The organism is Pseudomonas sp. TWR3-1-1 (assembly GCF_049896545.1).
GTDB lineage: Bacteria > Pseudomonadota > Gammaproteobacteria > Pseudomonadales > Pseudomonadaceae > Aquipseudomonas > Aquipseudomonas weihenstephanensis.
The window spans coordinates 364,448-378,214 of the sequence record NZ_JAFCUO010000004.1 but is presented as its reverse complement, the minus strand read 5'-3'; the positions used below and the strand labels follow the sequence as shown (position 1 = coordinate 378,214).

The window sequence follows — 13,767 nt, the reverse complement described above, 5'->3', positions numbered from 1 at the left end:
CTGTCTGCCGATAAACCGGGCGGCGGCCCCGTGCCCAGAATAAATGGAGTGTCGCTCAGGCTTTTCTGAGCGTTAAGGAGAGCACCTTGAAACGCATAGGTTGTGTGGTTGGTTTGACCGTTCTGTTGTCAGGCTGCGGTGTTTACAGCGACGTCAAGATTTCGATGGCCCGTGATGCTTTGCGCCAGGAGTGCATGGGCAACTTCACGAATAGTTGTGTGAGTAAAACCATCGACTACAACATCATGCTGCTGGAGCAAGTCAAAGCCGGGTGGCTGGCTCAAGATGACACCTTGGTCGAGTCGTTGGGCAAAGAGGCTGGCCCGCTCTGGACTGACCTGGTTGAGCAAAGAACCGAGCAATTGATCGACAAGCTGGAGTCGGTGCGACCCGGGTTTTTCTCACGCTGGTTTCTGGGTGACGCCCAACCGTTTAGCGGCAAAGGCATGATGGAGCTCTCTGAGCAGGACCTTAAAGAGATGCAAGGCGCGCTGATGGCCGAGTTCGTGGCCAAGGGCAAAAAGCAGGGCCTTAGCCTGACGGAAAAAGGTGCGGCCAAGTACGCGCCAACGGCTGATGCAACTGCGCCGGCAATCGCTGCGCCCACCGTTGCCGCACCTGTCGCCGGTCAGGTCGATCATGTGCTGCAAATGGCAATCGAGGAGCTGACCTCTACGCTCACCACTCAGGACGGTGGCGCTGAGTACACCGAAGGCCGCCAGGTGATTTACATGGACCTCAATGGCGACGGCCAGCCGGATGCAGTGGTGCTGTTTACGATTGAGGGGCAAGGTGGCGGCAATGGCTCTTTCCAGAGCCTGGCCGGTTTTTACCACTCGGGTGCGGGCTGGGTGTACCAAGGGCATTCGGCAGTGTCAGGCGCTGCGACTGATATCACGCCGGGTGGTGTGCAGCGTGTCTCGGTAACGTCACTGAGCAGTGGGCCGGATGACCCTCGTTGCTGCCCGAGCATTGAAACCGTTGAAAGTTACAGCTGGAATGGGCGTGGTTTTGAACTCAAGCAAGGTTAAAACGCGGCCCGACCTAAACGCCGCCAAATCCACAGGGATTGGCGGCTTTTTTTGAGCCGGGCAGTCAGTCGATTACTGGGCTGGCGTGTCTTGCAATGCTTTTTGCAATTGCTCGGCGCTGGTGAAGGTGTGTTGTGACACCACTGTGTTGCCTTGCAGTTGCAGCCACAGCACTTGGTCTTCTGCGCCGGGGTACTGAGCGGCAATACTGCCATCACGGTCAAGCACTACGCGGTAGGTGTATTTTTGCATGGCTGGAATGGCAAACCATTTGCCGATCAGCGAAGGCATCCCATGAACATCGGCCAGAAACACCGCATTGCGCGCTTCCAGATAGCCTTTGGGTTGGTCTTTGAGCGCCGCTTTGACCAGCTTGGCGCCATCCATGTTGCGCGCCACCAGCAGAATGCGGGTTTGCTCGTTCAGGGTGTAGGGCTGATCGTATTGGTCGTTCAGCGTCCAGGGCGTCAACGACTCACCGATGTCAGCTGCCTGGGCCAGCATGGAGAGCGCGCTTAGCAGCAGCACAAATACAATTTTCACCGTTCAATCCCTCTGTTCATCAATGTTGACTCAGATCGCTAACGGCCGATGGCCATGAGTCGCAGCGCGGCATGTTAGCCCGCAAGCCCGCGCAGTAGAACCTGAGACTCGGTCGTGTTGTCTCTAATGTGTGACAAAGAGTGAGAGCTTGCCTGATGGCTTTGTCGGGCAGTTTTTTTGTGCCTGACTTATCATCGTCGGCGATTCAACGATTAATGGCAGTAATCAGGGTAAAGGCGTTATGACTGACTGGCTTCAACACGATGGCGCAATGGCTGGGCGAATCAGACAGTATGATTGGGCCAGCACGCCGCTTGGCCCGCTGGCTGAGTGGCCGGACGTGTTGAAAACCAGCGTGGCATTGATGTTGGCCTCACATTTTCCGCAGTCAATTGTGTGGGGTGAGGATTTAATCACCCTCTACAACGATGCTTTTGTGCCCATTCTTGGAAGTAAGCCTGAGGCGCTGGGCCGACCGTTCAATGAGGTCTGGAAAGAAGCCTGGAGTGAAATCAGCGCAATTGCCGACGCTGCATTTGCCGGTGAAGCGACGTATATCGAAAACTTCCCGCTGATGATTGAGCGCAGCCAACAGCCTGAGCGGGCGTATTTCACCTTTTGCTACAGCCCGATCCGCGACCCGCATGGCGCGGTCGTCGGCATGCTGGATACGGTGACCGAGACCACTGCCACGGTGTATATGACGCAGCGTCTGGCTGTGCTGGACGGCATTGGCCATGCGGTGGCCAACGCCACAGATGCGCAGGAGATCCTGGCCACGACCATGCAGATGCTGGCGCAGCATTTACACGTCACGCACTGTGCGTATGCCGAAATGGAAGCGGACCAGGATGCTTTCTTTATTCGCGACAACTGGCTGTCAGAGGGCGCCACAACCATCGTCGGCCAGTACAGTCTGGCTGATTTTGGTCAGCAGGCCGCCTCTCAATTGCAGGCGGGCAAACCGCTGGTCATCAATGACGTGGTGAAAGAGTTTCCGGCGCAAGATGCTGCCAGTTTTACCGCGCTGGGCGTGAAAGCGACGATCTGTTTGCCTTTAATCAAGGGTGGGCGCTTAACCGCTTTAATGGCCATTCATGATCGGTCACCCCGTCAGTGGTCAGCCTATGAATTGGCGTTGTTGCGTGAAGTGACGGAGCGTTCGTGGGCGCATATCGAGCGCGCCAGGGCTGACGCTTCGGTGCGCGAGGGTTTGCTTGAGCTGGCGCAGCTCAATACCACGCTGGAGGAGCGGGTGCAGGAGCGCAGCGCGCGTTTGCTCCAGATCGAAGCGGCCCTGCATCAGTCGCAAAAGCTTGAAGCGATCGGTCAGCTCACCGGAGGCGTGGCTCACGACTTCAATAACCTGTTGACGATCATTCGCTCCTCTGTGGATTTTCTACGCATGCCGCACCTCTCGGATGAGCGCCGTGTGCGCTACGTGAATGCGGTGTCTGACACGGTTGAGCGCGCCAGTAAGCTGACCAGTCAGCTATTGGCGTTTGCCCGTCGCCAGCCGCTTAACCCGCAGGTGTTTGATGCCGGTCAGCGTATCCAGAACATCGGCGACATGCTGGACACCATTACCGGCGCGCGGATCAAGGTGGTGGTCGACCTGCCGCAAGGGTCGTGTTGCATCCGCGCGGACGGCAGTCAGTTTGAAACGGCGCTGATCAACATGGCGCTCAACGCGCGTGATGCCATGGCGGGGCAGGGCACGTTGGCGCTTCGTCTCATCGAGCGCGCAGGATTACCGACGATCCGTGGCCATGCAGGCTCCAACGAGCGTTTCGTGGCCATTTCATTGGCAGACACCGGCTGCGGCATGTCGAGCCGGATGCTGAGCCAAATCTTCGAGCCGTTTTTCACCACCAAAGCTGTGGGCAAGGGCACCGGGCTGGGTTTGTCGCAGGTCTTCGGGTTTGCCAAGCAATCGGGCGGCAACGTTGACGTCACGAGCGTGATCGACCAAGGCACGGTCTTTACGCTGTACCTGCCGCAGGCCGATGCAGAGGATCGCAGCGAAAGTGAGCATGAGGCGGGCGCACCTGCCTTGTTGATGCATCCTGAAAACAAACCCCGGGTGTTGATTGTTGAAGACAACCTGGAAGTGGGGCATTTCGCGAGCCAGATCTTGCAGGATCTTGGTTACGAGACGGCTTGGGCCACCCATGCCGAAGAGGCTTTGCGCATGGTAGGGCCTGATGCGATGACATTTGATGCAGTGTTTTCTGATGTGGTGATGCCCGGCATGACGGGTGTGGCGATGGCCAAGGAGCTGCGCAAGCGGCGACCGGATCTGCCGATCATTTTGGCGTCCGGTTACAGCGAAGAGCTGGCGCTGAGTGGCTACGAGGGCTTCGAGTTTTTGCCTAAACCCTACTCAATCGAACAAATTTCACGGCTTTTAGAAAAGATAACCTTCAAAGGCTGATTCCATTTTTATCGGCGCCCCAGATGTACGAAAAGTACTTCAAACTTGTAATCCCTATCTTCATCCGTTATAGCTAAAAAGGAATCCATAACCCAATAAGAGGCTAACCAAGCCCGATGCATGAGACCACACGTATCTTTGACTCTCCAGGCCTTCATCCTGCGCAACGCAGCGATGGAACAAGGCCCTCCCGTCATTCGGCGCTGCCTGTGTTAGTGACCACTTTTTGTCACTCGCTGGCCACGCGTTTTCACCTGCCACCTACTTCGTTGCGTGACGCCCTTGTAACAGGCAAACGCTGCCGCGCGGTGCCTCCACCTTCAGTTTGATCGCCTGAATTTTTACCCTGCCAGCGCCATTTTTACGGGGCTCGCATCAGGGGTTTGCGTTGTTCAGTGTTCAATCTGTTGAGGGAATTCGATGTCTATTCGTGTCGCAATCATTGGGGCCGGCCCTGCCGGACTGGCGCAGCTGCGTGCCTTTCAATCCGCCCATGAGCAAGGCGCACCCATGCCGCATGTGGTGTGTTTTGAAAAACAGGCCGATTGGGGTGGCATGTGGAATTACACGTGGCGCACCGGGGTGGATGAGCATGGCGAGCCGGTGCACGGCAGCATGTACCGCTACCTGTGGTCCAACGGCCCCAAGGAGTGTTTAGAGTTTGCGGATTACAGTTTTGATGAGCATTTTGGGCGCCCAATTTCTTCATATCCACCTCGCGAAGTGCTATGGGACTACATTCAAGGGCGCGTCAAAAAGGCGGGTGTGCGTGATTTCATTCGTTTCAAAACGGTGGTCAAAAGCGTCACCTTTGAACCGGCTTCGCGCCAGTTCAGCCTCACGGCGCATGACTATGCCCAAGGTCTGAGCACGACTGAGACGTTCGATTACGTGATTGTCGCCAGTGGCCATTTTTCAACGCCTCAGGTGCCCGAATTTTCTGGTTTTGAGCGTTTTTCGGGGCGCATTCTGCATGCCCACGACTTTCGCGAAGCCACTGAATTCAAGGGCAAGGATTTGCTGATCGTGGGTAGCAGTTACTCGGCTGAAGACATTGGTTCGCAGTGTTACAAATACGGTGCCCGCTCCATCACCAGTACCTACCGTTCGCAGCCTATGGGCTACACATGGCCCAAGGGTTGGGAGGAGCGCCCGTTACTGCGCAAGGTTGAGGGCGACATCGCGTATTTTGCCGACGGGTCAAGCAAGCGGGTGGATGCCATCATCCTGTGCACCGGGTATCAGCACCATTTCAGCTTTTTAGCGGATGAGCTGACGCTGAAAACAGGTAATCGTCTGTGGCCGCTCGGGCTGTACAAGGGAGTGATTTGGGAGCGCAACCCGCAGTTGATTTACCTGGGCATGCAGGACTTGTGGTACAGCTTCAACTTGTTCGACGCGCAGGCCTGGTTTGTGCGCGACTGCATCCTGGGCCGCATCACGTTGCCTGAAAAAACCGAGATGCAGGCTGACAGTGCGCGCTGGCGTGAGGTTGAAGAGGGGCTGCAATCCACCGCGTCGATGTACGAGTTTCAAGGTGAGTACATCAGGCACTTGATTGAGCACACGGACTATCCCGCCTTTGATATCGACGCCGTAAATCAGATATTCCTCAAATGGAAGGCTGACAAGAAGCGGGACATCATGGGCTATCGCGATAAATCCTACCGCTCTGTCATGACGGGTACGGCAGCAGTGCCGCATCACACGCGCTGGTTACAGGCATTGGATGATTCGATGCAAGAGTACCTGCGCGAAACGTCGGGCAAAGGTGACGTTAATGCGTTGCATCAGCGCTGATTTGAGCGATTGAACGACGCGCCATCTGGCGCCTTGAAGCGCCAGACACGGTTTAACCTTTCTTTTTTTGCAGGCTTTTCAGGCGCGCGGTGGCGCGTTGTACCGCGGCCATTTTTTCAGGCCGCTTCATGCGCCGCCAGGCCCTGATGTCTGCTTTATTGCGCCCGCAGCTGACGCACACATCGCCGCTCAACTGGCACGTGGCCACACACGGGTTTTCAATGTCCTTGGCCACGGCTTATTTTTTCCGATTGGCGCCCTTGCGCGCCATGCGTTGCGGCCAATTACCCGAGTCGGTGCGCTGGCATTCTTCTTCTGAGTCGTAATACACGTAAGTGGCCACATTGCGCACTTTGACATCGGCGTTTTTCAGCGCCTTTTCTGTCAGGTCGACCATGTAGCTGGCGGCGCCATCAGCCAGTGCGAAGTCTTTGTTGTCTTGCGTGTCGAAAACCCACACCACTTTGAAGCCGGCAGGGAAGGTTTCGTAATCGGCCGCGTGGGTCAGCCATACAAACCCTTCGATGTGCTTTTTGGCGGTTTCACAGGCTTTGGTCAGGGCTTTAATCAGGCGCTGTTCAACCTGTGACTGATTACGTTTGTTGGGCGGCATGCAGGTTCCTGTTGGCTGGCGGTGCTTGAAAGCCGGCCATCATACGCAAACATCACGCCCGGTCACGGGAAATAATGCGTTACCACTTGCCCGTGCCGTAGGCGGCCCTGGCGGTCAGCACCACCATGGTTTCGTAATACGCACGGCCATTTTTCTTCGGAATTTTGTACACAGAGCACAGCAGTGCGTTGGAGGTGGGCGGTTTTTGCGCAATGATTTTGCGTTTGCGGCTGTGGTAAGTGTCGAGCGGGGCTTGTGCCATGACGTGGCTCTGGATGCCCACGACTTCATAGGGCAGTTTTTTGTTGACCGGGCCAAAGGGGGCACTTCGCCCACCGATATGGACCAGTGTGACCTTGAAGGCAGCCATACAGGCTTTGTCCAGCTCTGCACTAAGGTTCATCGGTTTGTCGGGGTATTGGGTAAACCCTTTGCGGCTGCCGACCTGTTTGTTTTGCTCGCTTAACTCGACTTCGGGCAAATGCGTTGAATGTACGCCCTGGCCTTCAAGCATGTAGCGCCGTGTAGAGGGAAACACCCAGTTCACGTCTTTGGGGGAGTGGTGCTTCACGTACGCTTTGATGTCGTCCAGTTCATACCAGCGCGACTCTACGAACACTCGGTCTTTTTCGGCGCTCGCCACTGCGCAGGTGGCGACGAACAGCAGGGGTAATACTGCGAAGGGGCCGTTGAGGCGCACAGTTCATTCCTTGAAGAGGGGGAGCAGATTAGTGGCGCAATGCTACCGGTTGCCGGGGGGTTAAAAAAGGCCTTTGCAGACGCGGCAGTTGAACAGTGGGCAGACAGTTTGATGCCGCCCAAGCATCCCGCCCAAGGTCGGGGGCGTGACTGATCAGTCATTGGCGTTGAATCGCGCAGGCAACCCTGCGCCAAATCCCGCTCGCAATCGATTCAGCCGTCACAAAAAACGCGAAAAGATGCGTTTTCGTCTCAAGGGCTACCTGAGGTAGAATGTCGCGGTTTTGAGGCTGGTCACCCCCGGATGGATAGGTTCACGCAGGTTTCTTGGAGGAAACCGCGGGGCGGTCAGATGGCAAGGGAATCGCGAAAAGGTCAGTGGGCGTGAAGGAGCTGGGCGGATTCACTCTGCTGTTGGCCGCGTTCACTGATAGCTGACACACAACATACATGTCACCCAAGTAGCTGAAGCCAATAATTAATAAGAGATCAGCACCCAAGGTACATAAACGTGAGGTCTATAGTGTGCATAGGCCTTTATCGATCTACCCGTTCAAGGCCTGAGGGCTCGATTGCAGGCAGACCCGCCTGTGATGAGTCGAAATCGCTCATGAACCGCGTGCCGGGTAGATGATGTTTTATCTTAGGTACTCCAACATGTTAAAAAAAATGAACAAGGGGCTATTGGGCCTTGCGCTGACCATGGGGCTAACCTCCGTGCACGCAGCCGAGACCAAGCAAGTCGATGTCTTGCTGATCGGCGGCGGCATCATGAGTGCCACATTGGGCGTATGGCTCAATGAACTGGAACCCGGCACCTCGATGGAGATGATTGAGCGTCTCGACGGTGTGGCGCTGGAAAGCTCCAATGGCTGGAACAACGCGGGTACAGGTCACTCGGCGCTGGCTGAACTGAACTACACCCCGGAAGACAAGAACGGCAACGTTGAAATCCCGAAAGCCATTGAAATCAATGAAGCCTTTCAGATTTCCCGTCAGTTCTGGTCCTGGCAGGTCAAGAACGGTGTTCTGAAGAACCCGCGTTCGTTCATCAACTCCACACCGCACATGAGCTTTGTGTGGGGCGATGACAACATCAAGTTCCTGAAGAAGCGCTACGAAGCACTGCAGGCCAGCCCATTGTTCGCCGGTATGCAGTACTCCGAAGACCCGGTTCAGATCAAGAAGTGGGTACCGCTGATGATGGAAGGGCGTGACCCGAACCAGAAAATCGCAGCCACCTGGTCGCCGATCGGCACTGACGTGAACTTCGGCGAAATCACACGCCAGTTCGCCGCTCATTTGCAGGCACAGCCTAACTTTTCGTTGAAGCTGTCGAGCGAAGTCAAAGACATCAAGCGCAACGAAGATGGCAGCTGGCGCGTGGTGTACAAAAACCTTAAAGACGGTACTGAGTCCCAGACCGACGCCAAGTTCGTGTTCATCGGCGCGGGCGGCGGTGCACTGCACTTGCTGCAAAAGTCCGGCATTCCTGAAGCTCAGGAATATGCAGGCTTCCCGGTGGGTGGTTCGTTCCTGGTGACCGATAACCCGACGGTGGCCGAGCAACACTTGGCCAAAGCGTACGGTAAGGCTTCGGTTGGCGCGCCACCGATGTCGGTGCCACACCTGGACACCCGTGTGCTGGATGGCAAGCGCGTGATCCTGTTTGGCCCATTCGCGACTTTCTCGACCAAGTTCTTGAAAGAAGGCTCCTACTTCGACCTGCTGACCAGCACCACCACGCACAACTTCTGGCCAATGACCAAAGTCGGTATCGAACAATACCCGCTGGTTGAGTACCTGGCCGGTCAGCTGATGCTGTCGGACGAAGACCGTTTCAACGCCCTGAAAGAATACTTCCCGAATGCCAAGTCTGAAGACTGGCGCCTGTGGCAAGCCGGCCAGCGCGTACAGATCATCAAGCGTGACGAAGAGAAGGGCGGCGTGCTGAAACTGGGCACCGAGATCGTCAGCGCCAAAGATGGCAGCATTGCCGGCCTGTTGGGCGCTTCGCCTGGTGCATCCACCGCGGCACCGATCATGCTGACCGTGCTGGAAACCGTGTTCAAGGACAAGGTTGCCTCACCTGAGTGGCAAGCCAAGCTGCACCAGATCGTGCCGAGCTACGGCACCAAGCTGAACGGCTCGCCAGAGCGCGTTGCACAGGAATGGGCCTACACGGCCGAAACCCTGCAACTGACACCGCCACCGGCTATTCCGGCGGCAACCGCAGCACCACAAGCACCTGCTCAAGCGCCAGCTACACCTGCGCCAAGCAACCCAGCGGCTGACATGGCCCTGTAAAAAAGCAGCCCCGCCCAACGATGTTGGGCGGGGCTACTGTTTTCGTTACGCCCTCGCTACACCTTCCCTTCTTTTGACCGTGCGCACACTCACTGCGTACCGAACACGGCCGTCCAGTAAATGGCGGCATCACTTTTAGGGTCGACGGCATAGGCCGCACCCAGCTCACGAAATTGCGCGTTCATCAGGTTCGCACAATGGCCGGGGCTGGCCAGCCAACCCTCTACGACCTTGTTCGGGGTGTCTTGCCCGGCGGCAATGTTTTCGCCGATCTGCTGACCGATAAAGCCTGCCAGCTCAGCGCGATCACCGGGTGTGCCGCCATTACGATCCTTGTGATCAAGGTAATTGTTATTGGCCATGTCTCGTGAGTGAGATTGGGCAGCGGTTGCCAGTGTGGCATTCCAGGTTAATGCCGCAGCGGCGGCGAATGCTTGGGTGCCGCATTGACGAGGCTGAGTGCGTGCGGTGTTGATCAGGTCCAGTACCTTTTGCCCTTCGACCTGCCAATCGCCCAGGCGAGCGGTCAGCAATGGGCGCGCCAGCACAATTCTCCATTCCCGCTGATCGCGGCTGATACCGATGTCGACAAATTGCGGGTCGAGCACCACTTTGCAGAAGCTTTCTTGCACGGCTTTCATTGCGGCCTGGGCATCTCTGGGGCCAGACAGGCTGATGGCCTGCACGTTGACCAACGGATACGCCGCGCGGCTCAGGGCTTGTTGCAGGTCGCCAAAACTGTTGGAGGGCAGGATCAGGCGTGGATCAACGGCGAGCGGTGGTAACTCCAGAGACACCTGGCCCGCGCAGTTCTGACTTTGACTGCGATACGTATTGATCAACTCGGCCAGCTGCGACGTTTCACTGGCCATAGCCGGGGCGGCCAGCACCAGCCCCAGAGTGAGTGCTGCCAAACGGGTAAGTGTGAAGTGAACGCGCATGAGCATTGCCTCTGAACGGAATGCGCACATGATGCGGTATGTGGCGTGGGTACAGGCAAGGGGAGATTGGCTTTTATGGCGTCACTGACGCATGAGCCAGCGCTCAGGCGCGATGACACGCGCCTGAGCAGGGAGCAGTTACGCGCGCCCCAGCCGTTCGGCCACGAAAGTGCGGGCTTTGAGCGTCAATAGATCGATCTGGCGATCACGCTTTTTTTCGGCCTCCACCATCGCTTTTTTACCGTTGCGATTGAGCAGGTACGTGTGAATCTGACGCACCTCGGTAGAGCTGTAGACCGCCGACACATCCAGCACGCCCATCAGCCCGTCCGTGCAGTGATCGCGGGTGTTCATCAGCACACGTGGGCCACGGGAGCCTAGTACTTGAAAGCCCATCGCTTCGTATTGCTCCACGTTGCGCACACTGCACGTGAGTTCGGTGTGCGGGTAACGTGCAATGACCTGCTGCACCATGGCTTGCGTGACGGCGGGGGTGCTGGCGGCCATGTAAGCGATACCGCAGGCCTGAGGATCATCCTTGACCGGCAGGTACAGGGCGAAGCCGGTCACGGTATCCGGGGCTTGAGCATCGGTCGCGACGATCAGCTCCACGCTTATCCCTTTAGTGCCGTCCAGCGCTTGCAGGTACAAGTGCACTTCGTAGCCGATGGCGTACTGGTAAAGGTTGTACAGCGGGTTGCTCGGCGTGATTTCCATCATGCTCAGCTCGGTAAGCTGGTCCACGACCCGTTGCAAAATCTGGCTACTGATCGGTTCACTGACCGGCGTATCAAAGTGAGTAAGAAGCGTCATGGGGCCTTTATCTGCGGGGCGTGAAGTGTTGGGGCACGCAGGCTCAGCCAATAGTCATGCAGAGCGCGCACCGCCGGAGCCAGTTCAGCGACCTGTTGTTGGTGAGAAGCGACGTCCAGATCGGCGGGCAGTTCAAAGTTGTCTTGTTCGGCGCAGTCAGAAATGGCGCCCAGTAATTCTGCCTGCGGGGTAGGCAGAGGCGGCCAGCTGGCAACCTGCACCCCGCGCAAGTAGCCGAAACACCATTCTTCGGCCAGGGTTACGGTGTGGCCCTGGTGTTCGGTCTGCTCGCAACGCGGCACAAATGCGTGCGGTTCTTCAGCCAGTTGGCGTGCCAGCGTGTTGATGTGGCGCACGCACAGGTCGAAGAACTGGCGGGCTTCTTCGGGGCTTTCCCAGTCAGGATGCTGTCCGCCCCAGATCGCCGGGAACCACGCCTCGATCTCTACGTGTTTGGGCCCTGAAACCAGAGCCGTGAAATAGCCGTCGAGCTCACTGGGATTGAGGACGCTATGGTCGTTGCCGTGTTTGAGCAGCGTGTTTTCGATAAGCGAGAAGTCGGCAGCGTTCAAGGGTTGAGCTTGCATGGACGGTTTCCTGTGCCGGGCGCGATGGGTTGCGCTTTGAAAGGGCGCGCAGGATGGCGCTTGAGGCAGCGTTAATCCAGTGCGCGTGCCGAATGGCTCAGTCGACTTTAACGATCGAGGCCAATTCGTAATATTTGAACCTGGCTTTGGCCAAGGCTTTTTTGGCTTCCTGCTCAGCATCGAAACGGCTCAGGGATTTTGAGTCGTGAATGAACTGGGTCACTTCGCCATCGTATTCTTTGCTCACGTTCATCGTGACGCGCAATACCGGACCTCTGCGCTTTACAGGCGCGCGCGCAGCCACCTTGGCGGGCTCAGCGTCGGCTTCAGGCAATTGGGGTTCAGGCTTGGATGCAGGGGCAGCAGGGGGTGTGGGTGTATCAAGGCCGAGTGCTCTGCGCATTTCGTCCTCGGTGAATCCGGTGCTCATGGGATGACTCTATTAATGTGAAAGACGGGCTTATATTTCAGCGTTGACACATAGGCAAGTTAAATCTTCCAGCACGAGGCAAATAACGGCTTTTTTGTGAATGAGTATCGAATAGCGATTTAGGTGTCGCGCAGCAAGTCGTGGTCATCGAGCAGTCGATAAGCAATCTCAGGACGTCGTTCCAGGGCACGACGGATGGCCGCGGGGATTGTTTGACGGGTTTTTCGGCACAGCCCGGGTTGATCGGCCAGCCGTATGGCGATGCCGCGCATGGTCCTCACCTCATTAAAGCCGGGCTCCAGGGTCAGCTTAATACCCAGTTGTTCTTGTAAACGGCGGCGTAAGTGTTCGAGTTCATCCAGGCTTTGCACATTTTCCAGACGCTCCAACAACTCTTTTTCAGCCTGCCGGTTGAGCTTGAGAATGCGCAGGTCTGCGCCAACTTCGCCCAGCAACTGTTCGCGCTCGCAGATGCAAACACCCGGTGGGCAAGGTTGGCGGATGGCTAAAGGTGGAGTCATGCCATTGAGCATAGCCAGATTGAGGTGCTTTGCCGAGCGCCTGATTACGCGGCAGCAGTGGCCTGCGGGTCATGGCTCAGGCATCGAAGCCTTCACTCAAAATCCCTGCATACAACTGCCGGTCGATGTTGGCACCGCTTAAAATGACGGCCACGCGTCGACCTTGTTGCTGCGACTGTTCTTTGATCAAGCCCGCCAGCGCTGCTGCTCCGGCGCCTTCTGCCGTGTTGTGGGTGGTTTGATGACAGACGCGTATCGCGTGCGCAATCTCGCGGTCAGACACCCGGATGATTCGCGCTGCGCCGCGAGCAATAATCGCCAACGCTTCAGGCAATGGCTGACGACAGGCCAGGCCGTCGGCGAACGTGTGGGCGGTGTCGGTGCACACCACATGACCTTGCTCGACACTTTGCGCAAATGCATCGGCATGCTGGGACACCACGCCCACTATTTCGGTGTTTAGCCCCAGCAGATCGCGGGTCTGGATCAGCCCGCAAATGCCCGAACCCATGCCGATGGGCACATACACGGTGTGCAAATCGGCCACGGCTTCAAACAGTTCCAGCGCATAGGTGGCGACACCGCGAATCAGGTCAGGGTGAAACGCCGGTACCAGATGAAGTTGATGGCGCTCAGCCAGTGCTGCGGCTTCGGCGCGGGCTTCGTCAAAGTCGTTGCCGAATTCGATCACGTTGGCCCCCAAGGCCCGCATGGCGGCGTTCTTTTCCCGCGAATTACCGTCGGGCACCACGATGCTGATTGCCAGGCCCATGTGCCGCGCCGCCAGTGCCAGGCTTTGCCCGTGATTGCCGCGTGTAGCCGTCACCAGACCGGTCGTGGCGGGTTCGCGCGCCAGTAAACCCTGCACATACAGCAAGCCTCCACGCACTTTGAAGGCGCCGGTCGGGGTGTGATTTTCATGTTTGACCCACACCGCTAAGCCCAACTGCTCAGCCAATAACGGCCAGGCCAGTTGCGGGGTGGGGGCCATGCTTTGGTGAACTGCGTGCGCAGCAAGGCGAAGAGCATTCAAATCAAACATGGCGGG

At 57.2% G+C, this 13,767-nt stretch carries 14 protein-coding genes; 4 read left to right on the top strand and 10 right to left on the bottom strand.

All coding sequences use genetic code 11. The features are described from left to right. Nucleotides 1-86 precede the first annotated feature (86 nt). Nucleotides 87-1,031 carry a hypothetical protein gene (locus tag ACP7A4_RS12420; RefSeq protein WP_426247100.1) on the top strand — a complete coding sequence of 315 codons (945 nt, stop codon included), beginning with the start codon at nt 87-89 and terminating at the stop codon, nt 1,029-1,031. A gap of 72 nt (nt 1,032-1,103) precedes the next feature. Here the strand turns inward: ACP7A4_RS12420 and ACP7A4_RS12415 are convergent, their stop codons facing one another. Beyond that, the gene (locus tag ACP7A4_RS12415; RefSeq protein ID WP_426247098.1) at nt 1,104-1,574 is read right to left on the bottom strand and encodes an FAD/FMN-containing dehydrogenase; all 471 of its coding nucleotides are present in this window, start codon (nt 1,572-1,574) and stop codon (nt 1,104-1,106) included. Between the two features lie 241 nt (nt 1,575-1,815). On the opposite strand from ACP7A4_RS12415, the gene ACP7A4_RS12410 reads away from it, so the two are divergent. Then, complete coding sequence (locus ACP7A4_RS12410; protein WP_426247096.1) at nt 1,816-4,008, top strand: response regulator; 2,193 nt, start codon at nt 1,816-1,818, stop codon at nt 4,006-4,008. 420 nt (nt 4,009-4,428) lie between these two features. Continuing rightward, nucleotides 4,429-5,808: an NAD(P)-binding domain-containing protein gene (locus tag ACP7A4_RS12405; protein ID WP_426247094.1), complete on the top strand. Its 1,380-nt coding sequence runs from the start codon at nt 4,429-4,431 to the stop codon at nt 5,806-5,808. A gap of 52 nt (nt 5,809-5,860) precedes the next feature. On the opposite strand, the gene ACP7A4_RS12400 is transcribed toward ACP7A4_RS12405, so the two are convergent. The 3 genes from ACP7A4_RS12400 to ACP7A4_RS12390 form a co-directional block, all read right to left on the bottom strand. After that, on the bottom strand, nt 5,861-6,043 hold the full coding sequence (locus tag ACP7A4_RS12400) for a DUF1289 domain-containing protein (protein WP_048365358.1): 183 nt from the start codon (nt 6,041-6,043) through the stop codon (nt 5,861-5,863). Nucleotides 6,044-6,046: 3 nt separating this feature from the next. After that, nucleotides 6,047-6,421, bottom strand: coding sequence for a hypothetical protein (locus ACP7A4_RS12395; RefSeq protein ID WP_048399365.1), 375 nt, complete (start codon nt 6,419-6,421; stop codon nt 6,047-6,049). Nucleotides 6,422-6,500: 79 nt separating this feature from the next. Then, a complete protein-coding gene (locus tag ACP7A4_RS12390; protein WP_203303782.1) occupies nt 6,501-7,121 on the bottom strand; it encodes a hypothetical protein in 621 nt (206 codons plus the stop codon). A gap of 656 nt (nt 7,122-7,777) precedes the next feature. Here ACP7A4_RS12390 and mqo point away from each other — a divergent pair. After that, on the top strand, nt 7,778-9,427 hold the full coding sequence (mqo, locus tag ACP7A4_RS12385; protein ID WP_426247091.1) for a malate dehydrogenase (quinone): 1,650 nt from the start codon (nt 7,778-7,780) through the stop codon (nt 9,425-9,427). An 89-nt stretch (nt 9,428-9,516) separates the two neighbouring features. Here the strand turns inward: mqo and ACP7A4_RS12380 are convergent, their stop codons facing one another. The 6 genes from ACP7A4_RS12380 to ACP7A4_RS12355 all read right to left on the bottom strand — a co-directional run bounded on the left by ACP7A4_RS12380 (nt 9,517) and on the right by ACP7A4_RS12355 (nt 13,761). Further along, complete coding sequence (locus ACP7A4_RS12380) at nt 9,517-10,368, bottom strand: CAP domain-containing protein (protein WP_203303783.1); 852 nt, start codon at nt 10,366-10,368, stop codon at nt 9,517-9,519. A gap of 138 nt (nt 10,369-10,506) precedes the next feature. Beyond that, nucleotides 10,507-11,181, bottom strand: a complete 675-nt coding sequence (locus ACP7A4_RS12375) for a hypothetical protein (protein ID WP_059762839.1) — start codon at nt 11,179-11,181, stop codon at nt 10,507-10,509. Continuing rightward, nucleotides 11,178-11,768 (bottom strand): UPF0149 family protein, encoded by a 591-nt coding sequence (locus tag ACP7A4_RS12370; RefSeq protein ID WP_426247088.1) that lies wholly within the window; start codon nt 11,766-11,768, stop codon nt 11,178-11,180. Before ACP7A4_RS12370 ends, ACP7A4_RS12375 begins: the two co-directional genes overlap by 4 nt. A 97-nt stretch (nt 11,769-11,865) precedes the next feature. Beyond that, entirely contained in the window at nt 11,866-12,198 is a 333-nt protein-coding gene (locus tag ACP7A4_RS12365; protein ID WP_059762837.1) for a hypothetical protein, read from the bottom strand. Nucleotides 12,199-12,317: 119 nt separating this feature from the next. Continuing rightward, nucleotides 12,318-12,719 carry a hypothetical protein gene (locus tag ACP7A4_RS12360; protein ID WP_059762907.1) on the bottom strand — a complete coding sequence of 134 codons (402 nt, stop codon included), beginning with the start codon at nt 12,717-12,719 and terminating at the stop codon, nt 12,318-12,320. Between the two features lie 76 nt (nt 12,720-12,795). Next, on the bottom strand, nt 12,796-13,761 hold the full coding sequence (locus ACP7A4_RS12355; RefSeq protein ID WP_426247086.1) for a threonine dehydratase: 966 nt from the start codon (nt 13,759-13,761) through the stop codon (nt 12,796-12,798). Nucleotides 13,762-13,767 lie beyond the last annotated feature (6 nt).

Coding starts and splice junctions, on each gene's coding strand:
- mqo (WP_426247091.1), top strand. CDS start 7,778: ATGTTAAAAAAAATGAACAAGGGGCTATTGGGCCTTGCGCTGACCATG.
- ACP7A4_RS12395 (WP_048399365.1), bottom strand. CDS start 6,421: ATGCCGCCCAACAAACGTAATCAGTCACAGGTTGAACAGCGCCTGATT.
- ACP7A4_RS12375 (WP_059762839.1), bottom strand. CDS start 11,181: ATGACGCTTCTTACTCACTTTGATACGCCGGTCAGTGAACCGATCAGT.
- ACP7A4_RS12365 (WP_059762837.1), bottom strand. CDS start 12,198: ATGAGCACCGGATTCACCGAGGACGAAATGCGCAGAGCACTCGGCCTT.
- ACP7A4_RS12380 (WP_203303783.1), bottom strand. CDS start 10,368: ATGCGCGTTCACTTCACACTTACCCGTTTGGCAGCACTCACTCTGGGG.
- ACP7A4_RS12370 (WP_426247088.1), bottom strand. CDS start 11,768: ATGCAAGCTCAACCCTTGAACGCTGCCGACTTCTCGCTTATCGAAAAC.
- ACP7A4_RS12355 (WP_426247086.1), bottom strand. CDS start 13,761: ATGTTTGATTTGAATGCTCTTCGCCTTGCTGCGCACGCAGTTCACCAA.
- ACP7A4_RS12405 (WP_426247094.1), top strand. CDS start 4,429: ATGTCTATTCGTGTCGCAATCATTGGGGCCGGCCCTGCCGGACTGGCG.
- ACP7A4_RS12410 (WP_426247096.1), top strand. CDS start 1,816: ATGACTGACTGGCTTCAACACGATGGCGCAATGGCTGGGCGAATCAGA.
- ACP7A4_RS12360 (WP_059762907.1), bottom strand. CDS start 12,719: ATGACTCCACCTTTAGCCATCCGCCAACCTTGCCCACCGGGTGTTTGC.